Raw genomic sequence first — 15,276 nt, 5'->3', positions numbered from 1 at the left:
TGGCGTAGGAACCTCCGTCGTCGGGAGACCTCGACGTCTATCTGCGGACCGACGCTCCCGGCCGACCTACACCCTCATCTGGGAAGAGCCACATTCGCCCCGTGGGTTTACAGGCGTCCCGCCTTCCCCATAGAGTTGGGCATCAGCAGAAAGGGGTACGTGGGATGCCCGATGTTCCCGAAGTCCGATTCCTGACGGTCGCCGAGGTCGCGGAGCTCATGCGCGTGTCCAAAATGACTGTCTACCGGCTGGTGCACTCCGGTGACCTGCCGGCGATTCGGTTCGGACGCAGCTACCGTGTACCCGAGACGGCGGTGGCAGAGGCGCTGCAGCGTCCCATCTCCGACGTCGGCTGACGCCTCGGCACTGTCTGTGCGGACCCGTGCACGTCGCGAGGCCGCGCATTTGCTAAACTGATCCGAGGCATTTTTCCGTGCCCGTACCCGGGTGTCCATTTTCTGCGACGCCCAGCCCCTGACTTAGTGAGGTTTCCGTGGGTTCAGTCATCAAGAAGCGCCGCAAGCGCATGGCGAAGAAGAAGCACCGCAAACTGCTTCGTAAGACTCGCCACCAGCGCCGCAACAAGAAGTAAGCGGCCAGACACCGAGCGCCTGTCTTCGGACGGGCGCTTCGTGTCTTTGCTGCGCTCACCGCCGATCCACCGTGAGGATGCCATGAAGTCGATCACCATCGCCGATCTCGCAGCTCGCGAGGCCACCCCGCTCATCGACGTACGCGAGCGCGACGAGTTCGCCGCCGGCCACGTGCCCGGGGCCGTGAACATCCCGATGTCGGAGATCGGCGGCCGCCTGGATGAGCTTCCCGCAGAGGCCTTCGATGTCATCTGCCAGGCCGGTGGACGATCGGCCCGCGTCGCCCAGGCCCTCGAGGAGCGCGGTTACGACACCACGAACGTGGAAGGCGGCACCGGCGAGTGGATCGCCGCGGGCCATCCGGTCGAGAAGCCGTCGGCGTGACGACGATCACCGTCATCGGCAAGCAGGGGTGTCATCTGTGCCCGACGGCGCTCGGCATCGTCGAGCAAGTCGTCGCCGAGCTGCCCGATGAGACCGGTGACGACATCGAGATCGTCGAGCGCTCCATCGACGATGACCCGGCGCTCTACGAGCTGTGGTGGGAGAAGATCCCCGTCGTCCTCATCGACGACGAGTTCCATGCGCAGTGGCGGGTCTCGCCCGACCGACTGCGCCAGACACTGGAGAAGGCATGACCCTGCGACACGTTGTCACCTGGAAGCTCGCGAGTGAAGATGTCGCCGAGCGCGGCGCCCAGGCGGCTGAGGTCGCCCGCCGCCTGAACGCGCTTCACGGCGTCGTCCCGCAGTTGCTGTCGGTCTCGGCTGGAGCGAACACGCTCTACCCGGATGCCAACTGGGACGTCACCCTCATCGCCGACGTCGAATCTGTCGAGGCGCTCGAGCAGTACCAGGTGCATCCGGCGCACGAAGAGGTGGCGGGCTACATCCGCACCGTCGTCGCATCCCGCGTCGCCGTCGACTTCGAGGTCTGACGGCCGTCGACGCGGAGCGAAACGGAAACGTAACGTGCAAGGTGAGGATATTCCGCTCACCCGTGCCAGGATGATCTGCATACCCGAATCTGGGCCCCCGAGCCCCTGCAGTCTGGAGCGGTCATGACCCGACGCCGTCACCTCATCCTCGGTATCGCCCTCGCGGCTACCGCCACCCTCACCCTCGCCGGCTGCGCCAGCGGCGACGCCGGCGGTGACACCGCCCCGGCATCCGGCGGCGATGACTACGCTCTGGTCGAGGCGGGCACCTTGACGGTGTGCTCCGATATTCCCTACGCGCCGTTCGAGTTCGAAGGTGGCGACAACGGGACGGGCTACACCGGCTTCGACATCGACCTGCTCGATGCGATCGCGACGAATCTCGACCTGAAGCTCGCCGTGCAGGACGTCGGCTTCGACGCACTGCAGTCGGGGACGACCCTGGCATCGGGCACCTGCGACATCGGAGCGTCGGCAATGACGATCACCGACGAGCGCAAGGCGAACCTCGACTTCTCCGACCCGTACTACGACTCACTGCAGTCGCTGCTGGTTCCCGCCGACTCGGACATCACGTCCATCGACGACCTCGACGGCAAGATCGTCGGTGTGCAGCAGGGCACGACCGGCGAGGCCTACGCAACCGAAAACGCGCCCGGCGCCGAACTTCTCCAGCTCCCCTCCGATGGTGAGTTGTGGCCGGCGATCCAGGCGGGCACGATCGACGCGATCCTGCAGGATCAGCCGGTGAACATCGAGCACGAGAAGGCTGACCCGAACTACAAGATCGTCGAGGAGTACGACACCGACGAACAGTACGGCTTCGCATTCGCCAAGGGCGAGAAGACCGCTCTGCTCGAGGCCATCAACGGTGCGCTGCAGGAGGTCCGCGACAGCGGCGACTACGACACGATCTACGACTCCTACTTCTCCGCGAACTGAGCCGTAGCAGCGGTCGGAAGGACCTTGACGATGGCGTTGAGGCGCACGCAGAAACAGAAACTGTACCGGTACACCGTGTATGCGGTGCTGATCGCACTGCTGGTATGGGCAGTGGTGACGGCGGATTGGGCGCGGCTCGGGCCGCTGTTCCTCAACCCCGAGGTCGCACTCAAGATGCTTCCGGGGATCATCACGACTGGGCTCGTGAACACCCTGTGGTTCACCGTCGTGGCATTCCTCGGCGGACTCTTGCTCGGTGTTCTGCTGGCGTTGATGAAGCTCTCGGTGATCGCGCCGTTCCGGTGGATCGCGACGGTGTGGATCGAGCTCTTCCGCGGCCTCCCCGCGCTGCTGACGATCTTCGCGATCGCCTACATCTTGCCGATCGCCGTCGGAATGCGCAATCAGGATCTTGGCGGCCCGGTCATGCTCGGACTGGTCGGCTTGATCCTCGTCGCCTCCGCGTACATGGCCGAGACGATCCGCGCCGGTCTCCAGGCCGTGCCGAAGGGGCAGACCGAAGCCTCCCGCTCGCTGGGCATGTCGCCGCTGGCGACCACCTTCTGGGTGGTCATTCCGCAGGGCTTCCGGATCATCATCCCCCCGCTGACGAACGAGTTCGTGCTGCTGTTGAAGGACACTTCACTGCTGTTCATCGCGGGAAGTTTCATCTGGTCGAAGGAACTCACCACCTTCGCCCGCGACGCGACGACTCAGAACGGCAACGCGACCCCACTGATCATGGCGGCTCTGTTGTACCTGGTCGTGACGATTCCTCTCACGCGGTTCAGCGCGTGGCTTGAGCGACGAATGGCGAGGCAGCGATGAGCACCGATCTGATCGACATCCACGCCCCGGCCATTGAGGCGCGCGGACTGCGCAAGAGCTTCGGCGACAACGAGGTGCTCAAGGGCATCGACCTCACCGTCTCCGGAGGTGAGGTCGTGTGCGTCATCGGGCCGTCGGGCTCCGGAAAGTCGACGCTGCTGCGCTCGGTGAACATGCTCGAAGAGCCCACCGGCGGCGAGGTCCTCATCGAGGGTATCGACATCACCGATGAGGACACTGACATCGATCGGGTGCGTACCCGCATCGGCATGGTGTTCCAGAGCTTCAATCTCTTTCCGCACCTCGATGTGATGGGCAATCTCACGCTCGCGCAGCGGCGGGTGAAGAAGCGCTCGAAGGCAGAGGCCGAGAGCGTCGCGCTGGCGATGCTCTCACGGGTGGGACTCAGCGAGAAGGCCGACGCCTACCCCGGGCATCTCTCCGGCGGGCAGCAGCAACGGGTCGCGATCGCGCGAGCGCTGTGCATGAACCCCGACATGATGCTGTTCGACGAGCCGACGTCTGCGCTTGACCCCGAGCTGGTCGGCGAGGTGCTGCAGGTGATGCGCTCGCTCGCGGATGAGGGGATGACCATGCTCGTCGTCACCCACGAGATGGGCTTCGCGCGTGAGGTCGGAAGCCGCCTGATCTTCATGGACGACGGTGTCATCGTCGAGCAGGGCGATCCGCGCGAGGTGCTCGCGAACCCGCAGCATCCGCGCACGCAGGACTTCCTCTCGCGCGTGCTCTAGCCGCAGCATCCGCCTGCCCGCCGCTCGCCGCCGCCCGCCGCCTTCCGCGAGAATTGGCCTGCCGCGCGAGAATCGCGCTGGCAGGCCAATTCTCGTCGCGCAAGGTAATTCTCGAGTCAGGTTCGCGGGCGGATGGCGACGGCGACGGGCTCGATCGCCAGCCAGACCCGTTCGCCGAAGGCCGGATGCTGGTGCGCGTCGTGCTGCACGCGGACGATCTCACCCGCGTCGGTCTTGACCAGCGTGCGCCGCATGCTGCCGAGGAAAGTGCTCTCCTCGACGACACCTCCGACCGCACCATCGGACTGGGTCGTGAATCGCAGGTTCTCGGGACGCAGATGCACGTCGACCTCGCCGGTGGTCGAAGCGTTCGTCGGCAGCTCGCATCCCCAGACCGTCACCGCGTCGCTTGATGCGACGCCGGCGACGATGCTCGACAGTCCGACGAACCCCGCGACGTGCGCTGTCGCCGGGCGCAGATACAGCTCCTCAGGGGTGTCGATCTGTTCGATGCGCCCGGCGTTCATGACGGCGATGCGGTCCGAGACGGCCAGCGCCTCCTCCTGATCGTGCGTGACGAACACGGTCGTGATGCCCAGGCGAAGCTGGATGCGGCGGATTTCATCGCGCAATTGCACGCGCACCTTGGCGTCAAGCGCGGAGAGCGGCTCGTCGAGCAGCAGCACGCGCGGCTCCGTGACCAGGGCGCGGGCGAGCGCGACGCGCTGCTGCTGGCCGCCCGAGAGCTGGTGCGGGAAGCGGTCGGCGAAGCCCTCGAGACCGACCAGCGCCAACGCATCGAGTGCTTTCTGCGCAGCCGCGGCTTTGCCCAGGCCCCGACGTCGCAGTCCGAAAGCGGTGTTGTGGGTGACATTCAGGTGGGGGAACAGCGAGTACGCCTGGAAGACCATGCCGATGTCGCGCTTGTTCGTGGGCACTCGCGAGACATCCTGCCCGCCCAGGAGTACCGCGCCGTCGTCGGCGTTCTCCAGCCCCGCGAGCACACGCAGCGCGGTCGTCTTGCCGCAGCCAGACGGACCGAGCAGTGACACGAACTCGCCGGGGGCGATGTCGAGATCGACGCCGTGCAACACCCGGTTCGATCCGTAGCTCTTCACGATGCTCTGGAACTGCACGCGCGTTCCGTCGCCGGCTTCGGCGAGAAGCACATTGTCCTTGGTCGCGGGAAGAGGGGTGGTCATGGGGTGGCCTTTCGGTTGCCGCGGGCGACGCGGCCGATGATGAGCAGCAGCAGGAAGCAGAACACCAGCGCGAGCAGTGTGAAGATCGCAGGGGCGTAGGCATCCTGTTTTCCGACGACGACCATCGCTGTCTGGAACACCTGGCGGTTCAGGAGGGATGCGATGGTGAACTCGCCGAGCACGACGGCGATCGAGATGAGGGATGCCGAGAGCAGCCCCTGACGCAGATTCGGCGCGAGCACCTTCACGACGACGACCGGCCAACCAGAGCCGAGCGAACGGGCGGCTTCGGAGAGCGTGCGCAGATCGGCGGCGTCGATGGACGCCTGGATCGAGCGATACGCGAACGGCAGCACGGTGATGCCGTAGGCGAACGCGAGGGTCCAGGTGCCGGTGCCGAGAGTGCGACCGATCTGCAGGTAGATGGGGGTGAGGCCGACGACGAGCACGATGGCGGGGATCGAGATCGGCAGCAGGGCGGTGAACTCGAAGATCGGCTTGAGCTTCGGGAATCGCAGGTTCACCAGGATCATGGTCGGTGCGAGCAGCAGCAGCACGATGGCGACGGTCACCACCGCCAGGATCAGCGAGTTGCCCAGACCCGTCCAAATCGGCTTGATCGCCGCTGACGCCGTGGGGTCCAGCAGTGCCGCCCAGCGCTCGAACGATAGGCCGCCTTCAGGAGCACGCAGCGTGTACAGCAGAGTCGAGATCAGCGGGATCGCGAAGAACGCTCCGATCAGGATGCCGATGACCCAGCGCGTCGCGCGGGAAGGGCCGAGCCGGTTCATGACTGCCACCTCACTGCCACCTCGCCGCTCGCCGCTGGACGAGCGAGTACAGCGTCATCACCACGCCGACCACGATGATCATGCCGAGCGCGAGGGCGCCGGCGAGGTTCTCCCGACCGAGTACCGTCTCGCTGGTGAGCGCGGCGCGGATCTGCAGGGGAACGATCTGCGATCCTTGGCTGGCGAGAGCCGCGGCGGTGGCGTACGAAGAAAACGCGTTGGCGAACAGCAGCAGAAGACTGGCCAGGAACGACGGAGCGAGGATCGGGACGCCGATACGGGTCCAGAATCCCAGGCGTGTGCCGCCGAGCGTGAGGTTGGCCTCGGACCACTGCGGCTTCAGTGCTGCGAGAGCCGGCATGAATGTGATCACCATCAGTGGCACCTGGAAGTAGATGTAGGGGAAGATCAGGCCCGGCATCTCGTAGAGCCACATGCCGTTCGCGAAGATGTCGAAGCCGAACGATTCGCGCAGCAGCACCGTGACCACGCCCTGTGCGCCGATCGTGGCGATGAACGCGAATGCGAGCATGACGCCGCCGAACTGCGCGAGGACTCCGGCCACGGCATCCACGGTCTGGCGGACGACCCCCTGCGGGTTCACGCCGAGCATGGCGTAGCAGACGAGAGCTCCGGCGACAGCGCCGACCACGGCCGTCAGCAGCGACACCCACGCCGAGTTCGCGAAGGTGTTCAGCACGACGGGGTCGGCGAGCGCGGCGACATTCGTCCAGGTGAAAGCCCCGTCGGCGTCGAAGAATCCGGATCCGACGGCGAGGATCGTCGGTACCGCGAGGAACAGCAGCACGTAGACGCTGAACGGCACCAGCCCCAGCCACGCCGCGGACATGCCGGACCGCCGGACCGTGCGAGACGGCCCGGCGGCGGCGGAGGTGGGTGCGGCGGCATCCACCTCCATGGTCGGAGCGGTCACTGGACCGCCGCGGCCCACTTCTCGCCGAGCAGCGTGCCGGCAGCGGCGGACTGCTCTTCGGTCGGCACGACCGTCTCTGCGGGCACCTCGGGGAGTGCGGCTGCGAGGTCGGCGTCGATCGTGCCGGTCTCGGTCATGGCCTCCATGCGAGCCGGACGCGCGCCGCCCTTGAGCCACAGGTTCTGCACGTCGTCGCTGTAGAGGAACTCCTGCCACAGACGAGCCGCCGCCGGGTTCGGAGCATCCTTGTTGATGGCCTGGTTGTAGTACGAGGCGTAGCCAACGCCGTCGAGGACGACGACCTGCCAGTTCTCGTTGTCAGCGCCTGCCGCCGCGTTCAGGTAGTCCCAGTCGAAGACGACAGGGGTCTCGCCGCTGGTGACCGTGGCAGGAGTGACGTCGACCTTGAGGAAGTTGCCCGCCTGCTGCAGCTCGCCGAAGAAGTCGATGCCGGGCTGGAAATCGTCCAGGTCGCCGCCCGACTGGACCGCCGCGAGACCGACGGCACCGAAGGCCGCACCCGCCTGGGTCGGGTCGCCGTTGATCGCGACGGCGCCCTTGAAGTCGGCGCCCATGAGGTCGTCGAGCGAGGTGGGCTCATCGAACTTCGACGAGTCGTAGCCGATCGACATGTAGCCGCCGTAGTCGCCGACGAACAGGCCGCTCGGCTCCTTGAGGGCGTCGGGGATCTCATCGAAGCTCTCGACTTTGTACGGTGCGAATACGTCGGTGTTCTCCAGTGCGACGGCGAGGCCCAGGTCGAAGACATCGGGGGCGGTGTCCAGGCCCTGGTTCGTCTCGGCGGCCTGGATCTCCTCGGCGCTCGAGACGTCGGGGGAAGCCTCGTTGATGGTGATCTCGGGGTAGCGCTCGGCAAACAGATCGAGGATCTCGCCGTAGTTCGCCCAGTCGCGGGGGAGGGCGATGACGTTCAGCGCGCCCTCTTCCTTGGCCGCGGCTTCGAGATCCGAGAGCGAGGCGAAGTCGGCGAGTGAAGTGGCGGTCGCTGCATCACCGGACGAACCACCGCCGTCGGAGTTGGTGCCCGCGCTGCTGTCTGCGGCGCAGGAGGTCAGTGCCAAGGCCGCGGAGGCTGCCAAGGCGATGCCAGCGACGAGACGCGCGCGGCGGGGAATGGTTGCCATCAGGGGAGGTTCCTCTCGGATGCCCGGCGTCGCGCGCCGGAGTCGGGTAGCTCAGAAGCTACGACCCGAGAGTTACCGGATCTCCCGGCCCGGATGAACGCGAGGTGACGCGGTGATGGCCGACGTCACTCGCGAGAATCGCCCTGCTGCAAGAGACTCGCGCAGTCGGGCTGATCCTCATGCCGCAGAGTGATTCTCGGAGGCCGGCGCCTGGGATACTTGCCTGATGGAAATCGGTGAGCTGCTCGGGCTCGAACAGCTCACCTGGGGGACGCTGATATTCGTCGTCGTCGCGGCCTTCGCGGCGGGTTGGATCGATGCGGTCGTCGGCGGAGGCGGACTGCTGCAGCTGCCGGCCCTGCTGCTCATCCCCGGCATCGCGCCGGTGCAGGCTCTCGCCACCAACAAGTTCGCCTCGGTGTTCGGCACGGCCACCAGCAGTGTGACCTATTACCGCCGCGCGAAACCCGACATCCGCACCGCGCTCCCGATGGCCGCGATCGCACTGATCGGATCATTCGGCGGCGCCGCAGTCGCCATCGTGCTGCCGCCGGACGCGTTCAAGCCGATCATCGTCGTGGCCCTGCTTGCCGTTGCGATCTTCACCGTGTTCAAACCCGAGATGGGCGCGGCGACGAGGCTGCGGTTCGCTGGGCATCGGCATCACATCATGGCCGGGGTCGCGGGCCTCGTGATCGGCTTCTACGACGGCATGATCGGGCCGGGAACGGGCACGTTCCTCGTCATCGCCCTGGTGGCGCTGATGGGATACGACTTCCTGCAGGCGAGTGCCAAGGCGAAGATCGTCAATCTCGCAACGAACGTCGGGGCGCTGCTGCTGTTCATCCCGCACGGATCGGTGCTGTGGGCTCTCGGCGGCATCCTCGCGGTCGCGAACGTCGCGGGGAGCTACCTCGGATCGCGGATGGCCGTCGCGCGTGGCACGAAGTTCATCCGGGTCGTGTTCCTCGTGGTCGTTGTCGCCCTGATCAGCAAACTCGGCGTCGACGTGTGGAACGAGAACATCGTCCCGGCGGTCGTCGCGCTTGTGGGGTGACGAGGTGGGGGCGGGGGCGGAGTCGGCGGTTTCGACTCCCTTCGGTCGCTCAACCCGTTTCGTCTCGCTCCGCTCGCTCAACGCCCTGCAGGGGAACGCTCGCCCAACGCCCCGCGGGGGAACGCTCGCCCAACGCCCCGCAGGGGAACGCTCGCTCAACGCCCCACGAGAGCGATGCCGCGGGAAGTTGAGCGCGTGCCCCAACCGCGGGGCGTTGAGCGAGGAGCGCAGCGACGAGACGAAACGCGTTGAGCGACCGAAGGGAGTCGAAACGTCGCTCCGACCGAAGGGACTCGAAACGTCCCCTCCACGAATGCGGCTCAGCCCTCGTCGTCCTCCGGGACGAAGTCCACGCCGGCCTCGGCGCGCTGGGCGTCGGTGATCGGAGCAGGGGCACTGGTCAGCGGGTCGAAGCCGTTGCCGGTCTTCGGGAACGCAATGACCTCGCGGATCGACTCGGTCTTGGTGAGGTGCTGCAGCACGCGGTCCATGCCCAGCGCGATTCCGCCGTGCGGCGGGGCGCCGAACTTGAACGCCTCCAGCAGGAAGCCGAATTGCTCGTTCGCGACCTCTTCCGAGATGCCCATGACCTCGAAGACGCGCTTCTGCACGTCTTCGCGGTGGATGCGGATCGACCCGCCGCCGAGCTCCGAGCCGTTGCAGACGATGTCGTACGCGTAAGCGAGCGCCGACCCGGGGTCGGTGTCGAAAGTGTCGGCGAACTCCGGCTTGGGGCCGGTGAAGGCGTGGTGCACGGCTGTCCAGGCTCCCGCTCCCACGGCGACGTCTCCGGAGGCCACAGCATCCGCCGCAGGCTCGAACATCGGAGCATCCACGACCCAGGTGAACGCGAAGGTGTCGGGGTCGAGAAGATCCAGACGGCGACCGATCTCGACGCGTGCCGCACCCAGCAGAGCGCGAGAGTCCTTAGCGGAACCAGCGGCGAAGAACACGCAGTCTCCGGGCTTCGCGCCGACGAAGTCGGCAAGACCGGCCTGCTCGGCCTCGGACAGGTTCTTGGCGACAGGGCCACCGAGCGTGCCGTCTTCGTTGAACAAGACGTACGCGAGACCGCGGGCGCCGCGCTGCTTGGCCCAGTCCTGCCAGGCGTCGAGCTTCTTGCGGGGCTGCGAGGCGCCGCCCGGCATGACGACCGCGCCGACGTACTCCGCCTGGAACACGCGGAACGTCGTGTCCTTGAAGTACTCCGTCGCCTCGACGAGCTCGAGCCCGAAGCGCAGATCGGGCTTGTCGGAGCCGTACTTCGCCATGGCGTCGGCGTAGGTCATGCGGGGGAGCGGTGTCTGCACTTCGACGTCGATCGTCTTCCACATCGCGACCAGGACGCTTTCCATCATCTCGATGACGTCTTCCTGGTCGACGAAGCTCATCTCGATGTCGAGCTGGGTGAACTCCGGCTGACGGTCGGCGCGGAAGTCCTCATCACGGTAGCTGCGTGCCATCTGGTAGTACTTCTCGATGCCGCCGACCATGAGCAGCTGCTTGAACAGCTGCGGGCTCTGCGGCAGCGCGTACCAGCTGCCCGGGTGCAGTCGCGCGGGCACGACGAAGTCGCGGGCGCCCTCGGGCGTGGAACGCGTGAGCGTCGGCGTCTCGACCTCGACGAACTCGCGTTCGTCGAGGACGTCGCGGACCGCCTTGTAGACCTTCGAGCGCAGGCGCAGAGCGGATGCTGCGGACGGGCGCCGCAGGTCGAGATAGCGGTGCTTGAACCGGACGTCCTCACCGATCGTCTCGCTGTCGCCGAGACCGGTGGAGACCTGGAACGGCAGCGGAGCGGACTCGTTAAGCACCTCGACGTCGGTCGCGATGACCTCGATGTCGCCGGAGGGCAGGTTCGGGTTCGCGTTGCCCTCGGGGCGTCGGGAGACCTCGCCGGTGACCTTCAGCACGAACTCGCTGCGCAGCGGGTGCGCCACTTCTTCGTCACGGATGACGACCTGGGCGATGCCCGAAGCATCGCGCAGATCGATGAAGGCGACTCCGCCGTGATCACGACGACGATCGACCCAACCCGTGAGGGTGACAGTCTGACCGATGTGCTCGGCTCGCAGAGAGCCGGTCGTGTGAGTGCGAAGCATTCCGCCATTCTACGGGGGCGCGGCAGGCCGCTTGCGGCTCTGAGCGACGCGTCGATAGACTCTCGCGCAGTCGGCCATCTACCGCGGCTGACGACGGAGGGGTGGACATTGGATTCGAATCTGATCAGCGAGCAGATCTTCTCGACGAGCTCGGTCGTGCTGACAATCATTTACTACGTGATCTACGCGGTCACGATGTGGAAGGTCTTCGTGAAGGCCGGGTACCCCGGCATCCTGGCCCTGATCCCCATCGTCAACTGGGTGTTCCTCGTCAAGATCGCGGGCATGTCCGGCTGGTTCGCTTTGCTCTACCTCATCCCGTTCGTGAACATCATCTTCGCGATCGTCGTGGCCATCAAGGAAGGTAAGAACTTCGGCAAGGGCGGGGCGTTCTCGTTCTTCCTGCTGTGGTTCCTGCCCTTCATCGGACACCTCATCATCGGGTTCGGGTCGGCGCAGTACAAGAAGGTCTGAGCGCGTATGCGCCCGTCGCCGGCATCCCTAGACTGAGGGCATGCCCGCCGAACGCCTGCACCTGGTTCGCCACGGGGAGGTCCATAATCCTCAGCGCATCCTCTACGGCCGACTGCCGCACTACCGGCTGAGTGAGGACGGCAGGCGGATGGCGCGAGCCGCCGCCGAGCACATCGAAGAGCAGGGTCGCCCGGTTACGTCACTGCACTGCTCGCCGCTGCAGCGCACGCAGGAGTCTGCCGAGCCGTTCACCGAGCGCTTCGGGCTGGAACCCGTACTCGACGAGCGGGTGATCGAGCCGGTGAACGTGTTCGAGGGCACGCGGATGAGCCGGTCACTGCGCGATCCCCGCAACTGGTGGCATCTGCGGAACCCCTCGGTACCGACCTGGGGCGAGCCCTACCTGTCGATCGCCGACCGTATGGAAGAGGCGATGAACAGCGTGTGGAACGAGGCAGATGGCGGCGACGCCGTGATCGTCTCGCATCAGGCGCCGATCTGGATCACGCACCTCCACGTCGCTGGCATCCGCCTGCGGCACGACCCGCGCACCCGGCGTTGCGCCCTGTCGAGCATCACCTCGTTCGAGCGGGTCGGTGACGTCTGGCGCGAGGTCGGTTACGTCGAGCCGGCCGCCGCCGGTGTGGACCTCGGCGCGGTCTGAGTCAGAAGGAGCGCCACCGCTCACGCCGCGTGCGTCGCGAGCCCCTGCACCACCCAGACGGCCGCCATCTGACCGGCGGCCGCGGCTTGGATCACCGAGGCCATCGCGCCGGGCAGCGATGCACGGTGCGCCAGGTCGCCGGCGGCGAGGACGCCCGGCATCGAGGTCTGACCGAAGTCATCGGTCTCGATCGCTCCGGATGCCGTCATCTGCAGCCCGAGGTCGTCTGCGAACGGCGCCCGCTGCCGCATCGTGCCGGCGGCTACGAACAGTCCGGCCAGGTCGACCTTCTCGTCGCCTGCAGTGACGCGCACCCCCTCGCCTTCGGTCTCGACCGCCTCGACGAGCGCCGGGTGGATGCGCACACCCGCGGCATCGAGCGCCGCACGATCCTCGTCTGCGGGCTGTTCGCCGATGGGGAATGCTGTGATGCTTCCGACGATCGGCGCGAGCAGCGAGGCCAGGTGAGCGGTGCGCGCCGACGCGCCGAGGACCCCGATGTCGCGCCCGGCGTACTCGTGGCCGTCGCAGAACGGGCAGGCGAAGGCGCGGCGCCCCCATAGCTCGTCGAGCCCGCGGACATCCGGCAGGTCATCGGCGATGCCCGTCGCGAGAATCACCCGACGCGCGTGCTCGGTCGCACCGTCCGCGAGCCGCACGGTGAAGTCGTCGACGGCGCCGTCGATTCGCTCAGCCGCGACATCTCGCAGCTCGACGGTGGCGTACTCGTCGAGCTGAGCGCGCGCCGTCGCCCGGAACGCCGATGGTGCGGTGCCGTCCGCGGCGACGACATTGTGCATGTGCTCGACCGGTCCGTTGCGGTACTGGCCGGAATCGAGCACCAGCGCAGAGCGGTGCATCCGGCCCAGGGTGAGCGCTGCTTGCAGCCCTGCGGGGCCGGCGCCGATCACGATCGCGTCGTACATGGTGGTCCTCCTGAACTTGATTTCTCAATCAGTGTGTGACTTCATGTCAACATGAAGTCAAGTGACCCGCATCCCTGGTCCGTCGGCGAGGTCGCCGAACGGTTCGATCTGCCGACGAACGTGCTGCGGCATTGGGAATCCGTCGGGCTCCTGAAGCCGGCGCGCGACTCGGCCGATCGGCGCCGATACGGCGAAGACGAGATCGTGCGCATCGCCGTCATTCAGCGCAGCAAGGCCGCGGGCATGAACCTCGAGCAGATCGGCGTGCTGCTCGACGACAGCAGCCGGGGTCGGCACGAGGTGCTGTATGCGCACCTCGCCGACCTCGACAGGCGGATGCTGGAGATGCAGCGCTCGAAGGAGATGACCGAGCACGCCGTGCGCTGCCGTGCTCACGACATCACCACATGCCCGCAGTTCCGGGCCGGCGTCGCGGACGTGCTCGCGCGGTTCTGAGCGGGATCGGCAGGTCTGAACCTTCCAGATCACCCATAGAATCCCCGGTTTAGACTGGGAACGTGCCACTCGCCTCGACGATTCGACCGATTCGCAGCGGCCGCTCCTCCCGAACTCGACGCTCTCGTCGTGCGATCGGAGCCGCGCTCGCCGCGCTCGTTGCCGTCTCTCTGAGCGCCAGCGCCCCGGATCCCGTCGCGCAGCAGTACCTCGAGGGCGACGGCAAGGGCTACATCTCGGCCGACGGTGCATTCGTCGAGATCCCCGAGGCCGAGCGCGGCGAGCCGATCGAGTTCGGCGGCGTCACCGAAGACGGCGAGCAGTTCAGCAGCGCGGACATCGCCGGCGACGTCACGGTGGTCAACTTCTGGTACGCCGCCTGTGCCCCGTGCCGGGTCGAGGCGAAGGATCTCGAGACGGTCTGGCAGGAGAACGCCGATGAGGACGTCTCGTTCGTCGGCGTCAACATCTACGACCAGGCCGACACCGCCCGGGCTTTCGCCGAGACGTACGGGGTGACCTACCCGAGCCTCCTCGACGTCGACAGCGGTGAGGCGAAGCTTGCATTCGCTCAGGATGCTCCGCTGCAGGGCACCCCGTCGACCCTCGTGCTCGACAAGCAGGGGCGCGTCGCCGCGCGCATCGTCGGGCCGCTCGATGGGCCCTCCATCCTGTCCACGCTCGTCAAGGACGCGCTCGCGGAGAGCGCGTGAACACGCAGGAGCTGATCGGTTCCGGCGCCCTCTGGCTCGCGATCCCGGTCGCGATGCTCGCCGGACTCGTCTCGTTCCTCTCACCGTGCGTGCTCCCGCTCGTCCCGGGCTACCTCGGATTCCTCGGCGGAGCGGTCGCGCCGCGATCCTCGAGCACAGCGGATGCCGAAACCCCCGCGCGCGGACGCCTCGTGCTGGGCGTGCTGCTGTTCATCCTCGGGTTCGCCGTCGTGTTCGTCGCCTACACCGCCCTCAGCGGCACGGTCGGCATCTTCTTCCTGCAGTGGGGCGACATCATCACCCGCATCCTGGGTGTCGTCATCATCCTGATGGGGCTCGTCTTCCTCGGGCTGTTTGGATTCGCGCAGCGCGAGCTGCGTTTTCAGGTCGATTCCACCGCCGGCATGATCGGCGCGCCGCTGCTCGGCGTCGCACTCGGCATCGGCTGGGCGCCGTGCATGGGGCCGACGCTCGCAGCGATCGTGGCGCTGTCGATCAACGTCGGAGACCCCGTTCGCGCCGGCTTCCTCGGCCTGGCGTACAGCCTCGGCCTCGGCATCCCGTTCTTGCTCGCCGCCCTCGGGTTCGGCTGGGCGACCCGGGCGATCGGCTTCCTGCGCCGCCACATCCGCGTCGTGAACATCATCGGCGGCATCCTGCTCATCCTGCTCGGCATCCTCATGGTCACCGGCCTGTGGACCGACATCATGTCGCGCCTCGGGGCGGTGATGGGCAGTGTCATCCTCCCGCTCTGATTCCC

The 15,276-nt window shown here is 66.7% G+C and carries 20 protein-coding genes; 14 read left to right on the top strand and 6 right to left on the bottom strand.

The window, feature by feature from the left end; all coding sequences use genetic code 11:
- The first annotated feature begins 164 nt into the window (after nucleotides 1-164).
- The 8 genes from ACTICP_RS11995 (at nucleotide 165) to ACTICP_RS11960 (ending at nucleotide 4,052) form a co-directional block, all read left to right on the top strand.
- Nucleotides 165-356, top strand: a complete 192-nt coding sequence (locus ACTICP_RS11995) for a helix-turn-helix domain-containing protein (RefSeq protein ID WP_441892644.1) — start codon at nucleotides 165-167, stop codon at nucleotides 354-356.
- Between the two features lie 137 nt (nucleotides 357-493).
- Nucleotides 494-592 (top strand): 30S ribosomal protein bS22, encoded by a 99-nt coding sequence (locus ACTICP_RS11990; RefSeq protein WP_003792170.1) that lies wholly within the window; start codon nucleotides 494-496, stop codon nucleotides 590-592.
- A gap of 82 nt (nucleotides 593-674) precedes the next feature.
- Entirely contained in the window at nucleotides 675-977 is a 303-nt protein-coding gene (locus ACTICP_RS11985) for a rhodanese-like domain-containing protein (RefSeq protein ID WP_441892641.1), read from the top strand.
- Nucleotides 974-1,231, top strand: a complete 258-nt coding sequence (locus ACTICP_RS11980; protein WP_441892639.1) for a glutaredoxin family protein — start codon at nucleotides 974-976, stop codon at nucleotides 1,229-1,231. The genes ACTICP_RS11985 and ACTICP_RS11980 overlap by 4 nt, the downstream gene beginning before the upstream one ends.
- On the top strand, nucleotides 1,228-1,530 hold the full coding sequence (locus ACTICP_RS11975; protein WP_441892637.1) for a Dabb family protein: 303 nt from the start codon (nucleotides 1,228-1,230) through the stop codon (nucleotides 1,528-1,530). Before ACTICP_RS11980 ends, ACTICP_RS11975 begins: the two co-directional genes overlap by 4 nt.
- Before the next feature lie 123 nt (nucleotides 1,531-1,653).
- On the top strand, nucleotides 1,654-2,472 hold the full coding sequence (locus ACTICP_RS11970; RefSeq protein WP_441892635.1) for a transporter substrate-binding domain-containing protein: 819 nt from the start codon (nucleotides 1,654-1,656) through the stop codon (nucleotides 2,470-2,472).
- 30 nt (nucleotides 2,473-2,502) lie between these two features.
- Entirely contained in the window at nucleotides 2,503-3,300 is a 798-nt protein-coding gene (locus ACTICP_RS11965) for an amino acid ABC transporter permease (RefSeq protein ID WP_441892633.1), read from the top strand.
- Nucleotides 3,297-4,052, top strand: coding sequence for an amino acid ABC transporter ATP-binding protein (locus ACTICP_RS11960; RefSeq protein ID WP_441892631.1), 756 nt, complete (start codon nucleotides 3,297-3,299; stop codon nucleotides 4,050-4,052). The genes ACTICP_RS11965 and ACTICP_RS11960 overlap by 4 nt, the downstream gene beginning before the upstream one ends.
- A gap of 116 nt (nucleotides 4,053-4,168) precedes the next feature.
- Here ACTICP_RS11960 and ACTICP_RS11955 read toward each other — a convergent pair whose 3' ends face one another.
- Genes ACTICP_RS11955 through ACTICP_RS11940 form a run of 4 tightly spaced genes read right to left on the bottom strand, consistent with a single transcriptional unit; the run spans nucleotide 4,169 to nucleotide 8,124 of the window.
- Nucleotides 4,169-5,254 (bottom strand): ABC transporter ATP-binding protein, encoded by a 1,086-nt coding sequence (locus ACTICP_RS11955; RefSeq protein ID WP_441892629.1) that lies wholly within the window; start codon nucleotides 5,252-5,254, stop codon nucleotides 4,169-4,171.
- Complete coding sequence (locus ACTICP_RS11950; RefSeq protein ID WP_441892627.1) at nucleotides 5,251-6,045, bottom strand: ABC transporter permease; 795 nt, start codon at nucleotides 6,043-6,045, stop codon at nucleotides 5,251-5,253. The genes ACTICP_RS11955 and ACTICP_RS11950 overlap by 4 nt, the downstream gene beginning before the upstream one ends.
- 10 nt (nucleotides 6,046-6,055) lie before the next feature.
- Nucleotides 6,056-6,964: an ABC transporter permease gene (locus ACTICP_RS11945; protein WP_441892646.1), complete on the bottom strand. Its 909-nt coding sequence runs from the start codon at nucleotides 6,962-6,964 to the stop codon at nucleotides 6,056-6,058.
- Nucleotides 6,965-6,975: 11 nt separating this feature from the next.
- The gene (locus ACTICP_RS11940) at nucleotides 6,976-8,124 is read right to left on the bottom strand and encodes an ABC transporter substrate-binding protein (RefSeq protein WP_441892625.1); all 1,149 of its coding nucleotides are present in this window, start codon (nucleotides 8,122-8,124) and stop codon (nucleotides 6,976-6,978) included.
- 226 nt (nucleotides 8,125-8,350) lie between these two features.
- Between ACTICP_RS11940 and ACTICP_RS11935 the strand changes: the two genes are divergently transcribed.
- A complete protein-coding gene (locus tag ACTICP_RS11935) occupies nucleotides 8,351-9,181 on the top strand; it encodes a sulfite exporter TauE/SafE family protein (protein ID WP_441892623.1) in 831 nt (276 codons plus the stop codon).
- A gap of 320 nt (nucleotides 9,182-9,501) precedes the next feature.
- On the opposite strand, the gene aspS is transcribed toward ACTICP_RS11935, so the two are convergent.
- The gene (gene aspS, locus ACTICP_RS11930) at nucleotides 9,502-11,283 is read right to left on the bottom strand and encodes an aspartate--tRNA ligase (RefSeq protein ID WP_441892621.1); all 1,782 of its coding nucleotides are present in this window, start codon (nucleotides 11,281-11,283) and stop codon (nucleotides 9,502-9,504) included.
- 108 nt (nucleotides 11,284-11,391) lie between these two features.
- Here aspS and ACTICP_RS11925 point away from each other — a divergent pair, with 108 nt between their 5' ends.
- Nucleotides 11,392-11,757: a DUF5684 domain-containing protein gene (locus ACTICP_RS11925; RefSeq protein ID WP_441892619.1), complete on the top strand. Its 366-nt coding sequence runs from the start codon at nucleotides 11,392-11,394 to the stop codon at nucleotides 11,755-11,757.
- Nucleotides 11,758-11,797: 40 nt separating this feature from the next.
- Nucleotides 11,798-12,421: a histidine phosphatase family protein gene (locus ACTICP_RS11920; protein WP_441892617.1), complete on the top strand. Its 624-nt coding sequence runs from the start codon at nucleotides 11,798-11,800 to the stop codon at nucleotides 12,419-12,421.
- Nucleotides 12,422-12,441: 20 nt separating this feature from the next.
- Here the strand turns inward: ACTICP_RS11920 and ACTICP_RS11915 are convergent, their stop codons facing one another.
- The gene (locus tag ACTICP_RS11915) at nucleotides 12,442-13,347 is read right to left on the bottom strand and encodes an NAD(P)/FAD-dependent oxidoreductase (protein ID WP_441892615.1); all 906 of its coding nucleotides are present in this window, start codon (nucleotides 13,345-13,347) and stop codon (nucleotides 12,442-12,444) included.
- A gap of 51 nt (nucleotides 13,348-13,398) precedes the next feature.
- On the opposite strand from ACTICP_RS11915, the gene ACTICP_RS11910 reads away from it, so the two are divergent.
- The 3 genes from ACTICP_RS11910 to ACTICP_RS11900 all read left to right on the top strand — a co-directional run bounded on the left by ACTICP_RS11910 (nucleotide 13,399) and on the right by ACTICP_RS11900 (nucleotide 15,271).
- A complete protein-coding gene (locus tag ACTICP_RS11910) occupies nucleotides 13,399-13,803 on the top strand; it encodes a MerR family transcriptional regulator (RefSeq protein ID WP_441892613.1) in 405 nt (134 codons plus the stop codon).
- A 62-nt stretch (nucleotides 13,804-13,865) separates the two neighbouring features.
- Nucleotides 13,866-14,516 carry a TlpA family protein disulfide reductase gene (locus tag ACTICP_RS11905; RefSeq protein WP_441892611.1) on the top strand — a complete coding sequence of 217 codons (651 nt, stop codon included), beginning with the start codon at nucleotides 13,866-13,868 and terminating at the stop codon, nucleotides 14,514-14,516.
- Entirely contained in the window at nucleotides 14,513-15,271 is a 759-nt protein-coding gene (locus ACTICP_RS11900; RefSeq protein WP_441892609.1) for a cytochrome c biogenesis CcdA family protein, read from the top strand. The genes ACTICP_RS11905 and ACTICP_RS11900 overlap by 4 nt, the downstream gene beginning before the upstream one ends.
- Nucleotides 15,272-15,276: the final 5 nt, after the last annotated feature.

Origin of the sequence: Microbacterium sp., from assembly GCF_052102115.1 — a bacterium.
GTDB lineage: Bacteria > Actinomycetota > Actinomycetes > Actinomycetales > Microbacteriaceae > Microbacterium.
This window is presented reverse-complemented; position numbering and strand designations above follow the sequence as displayed.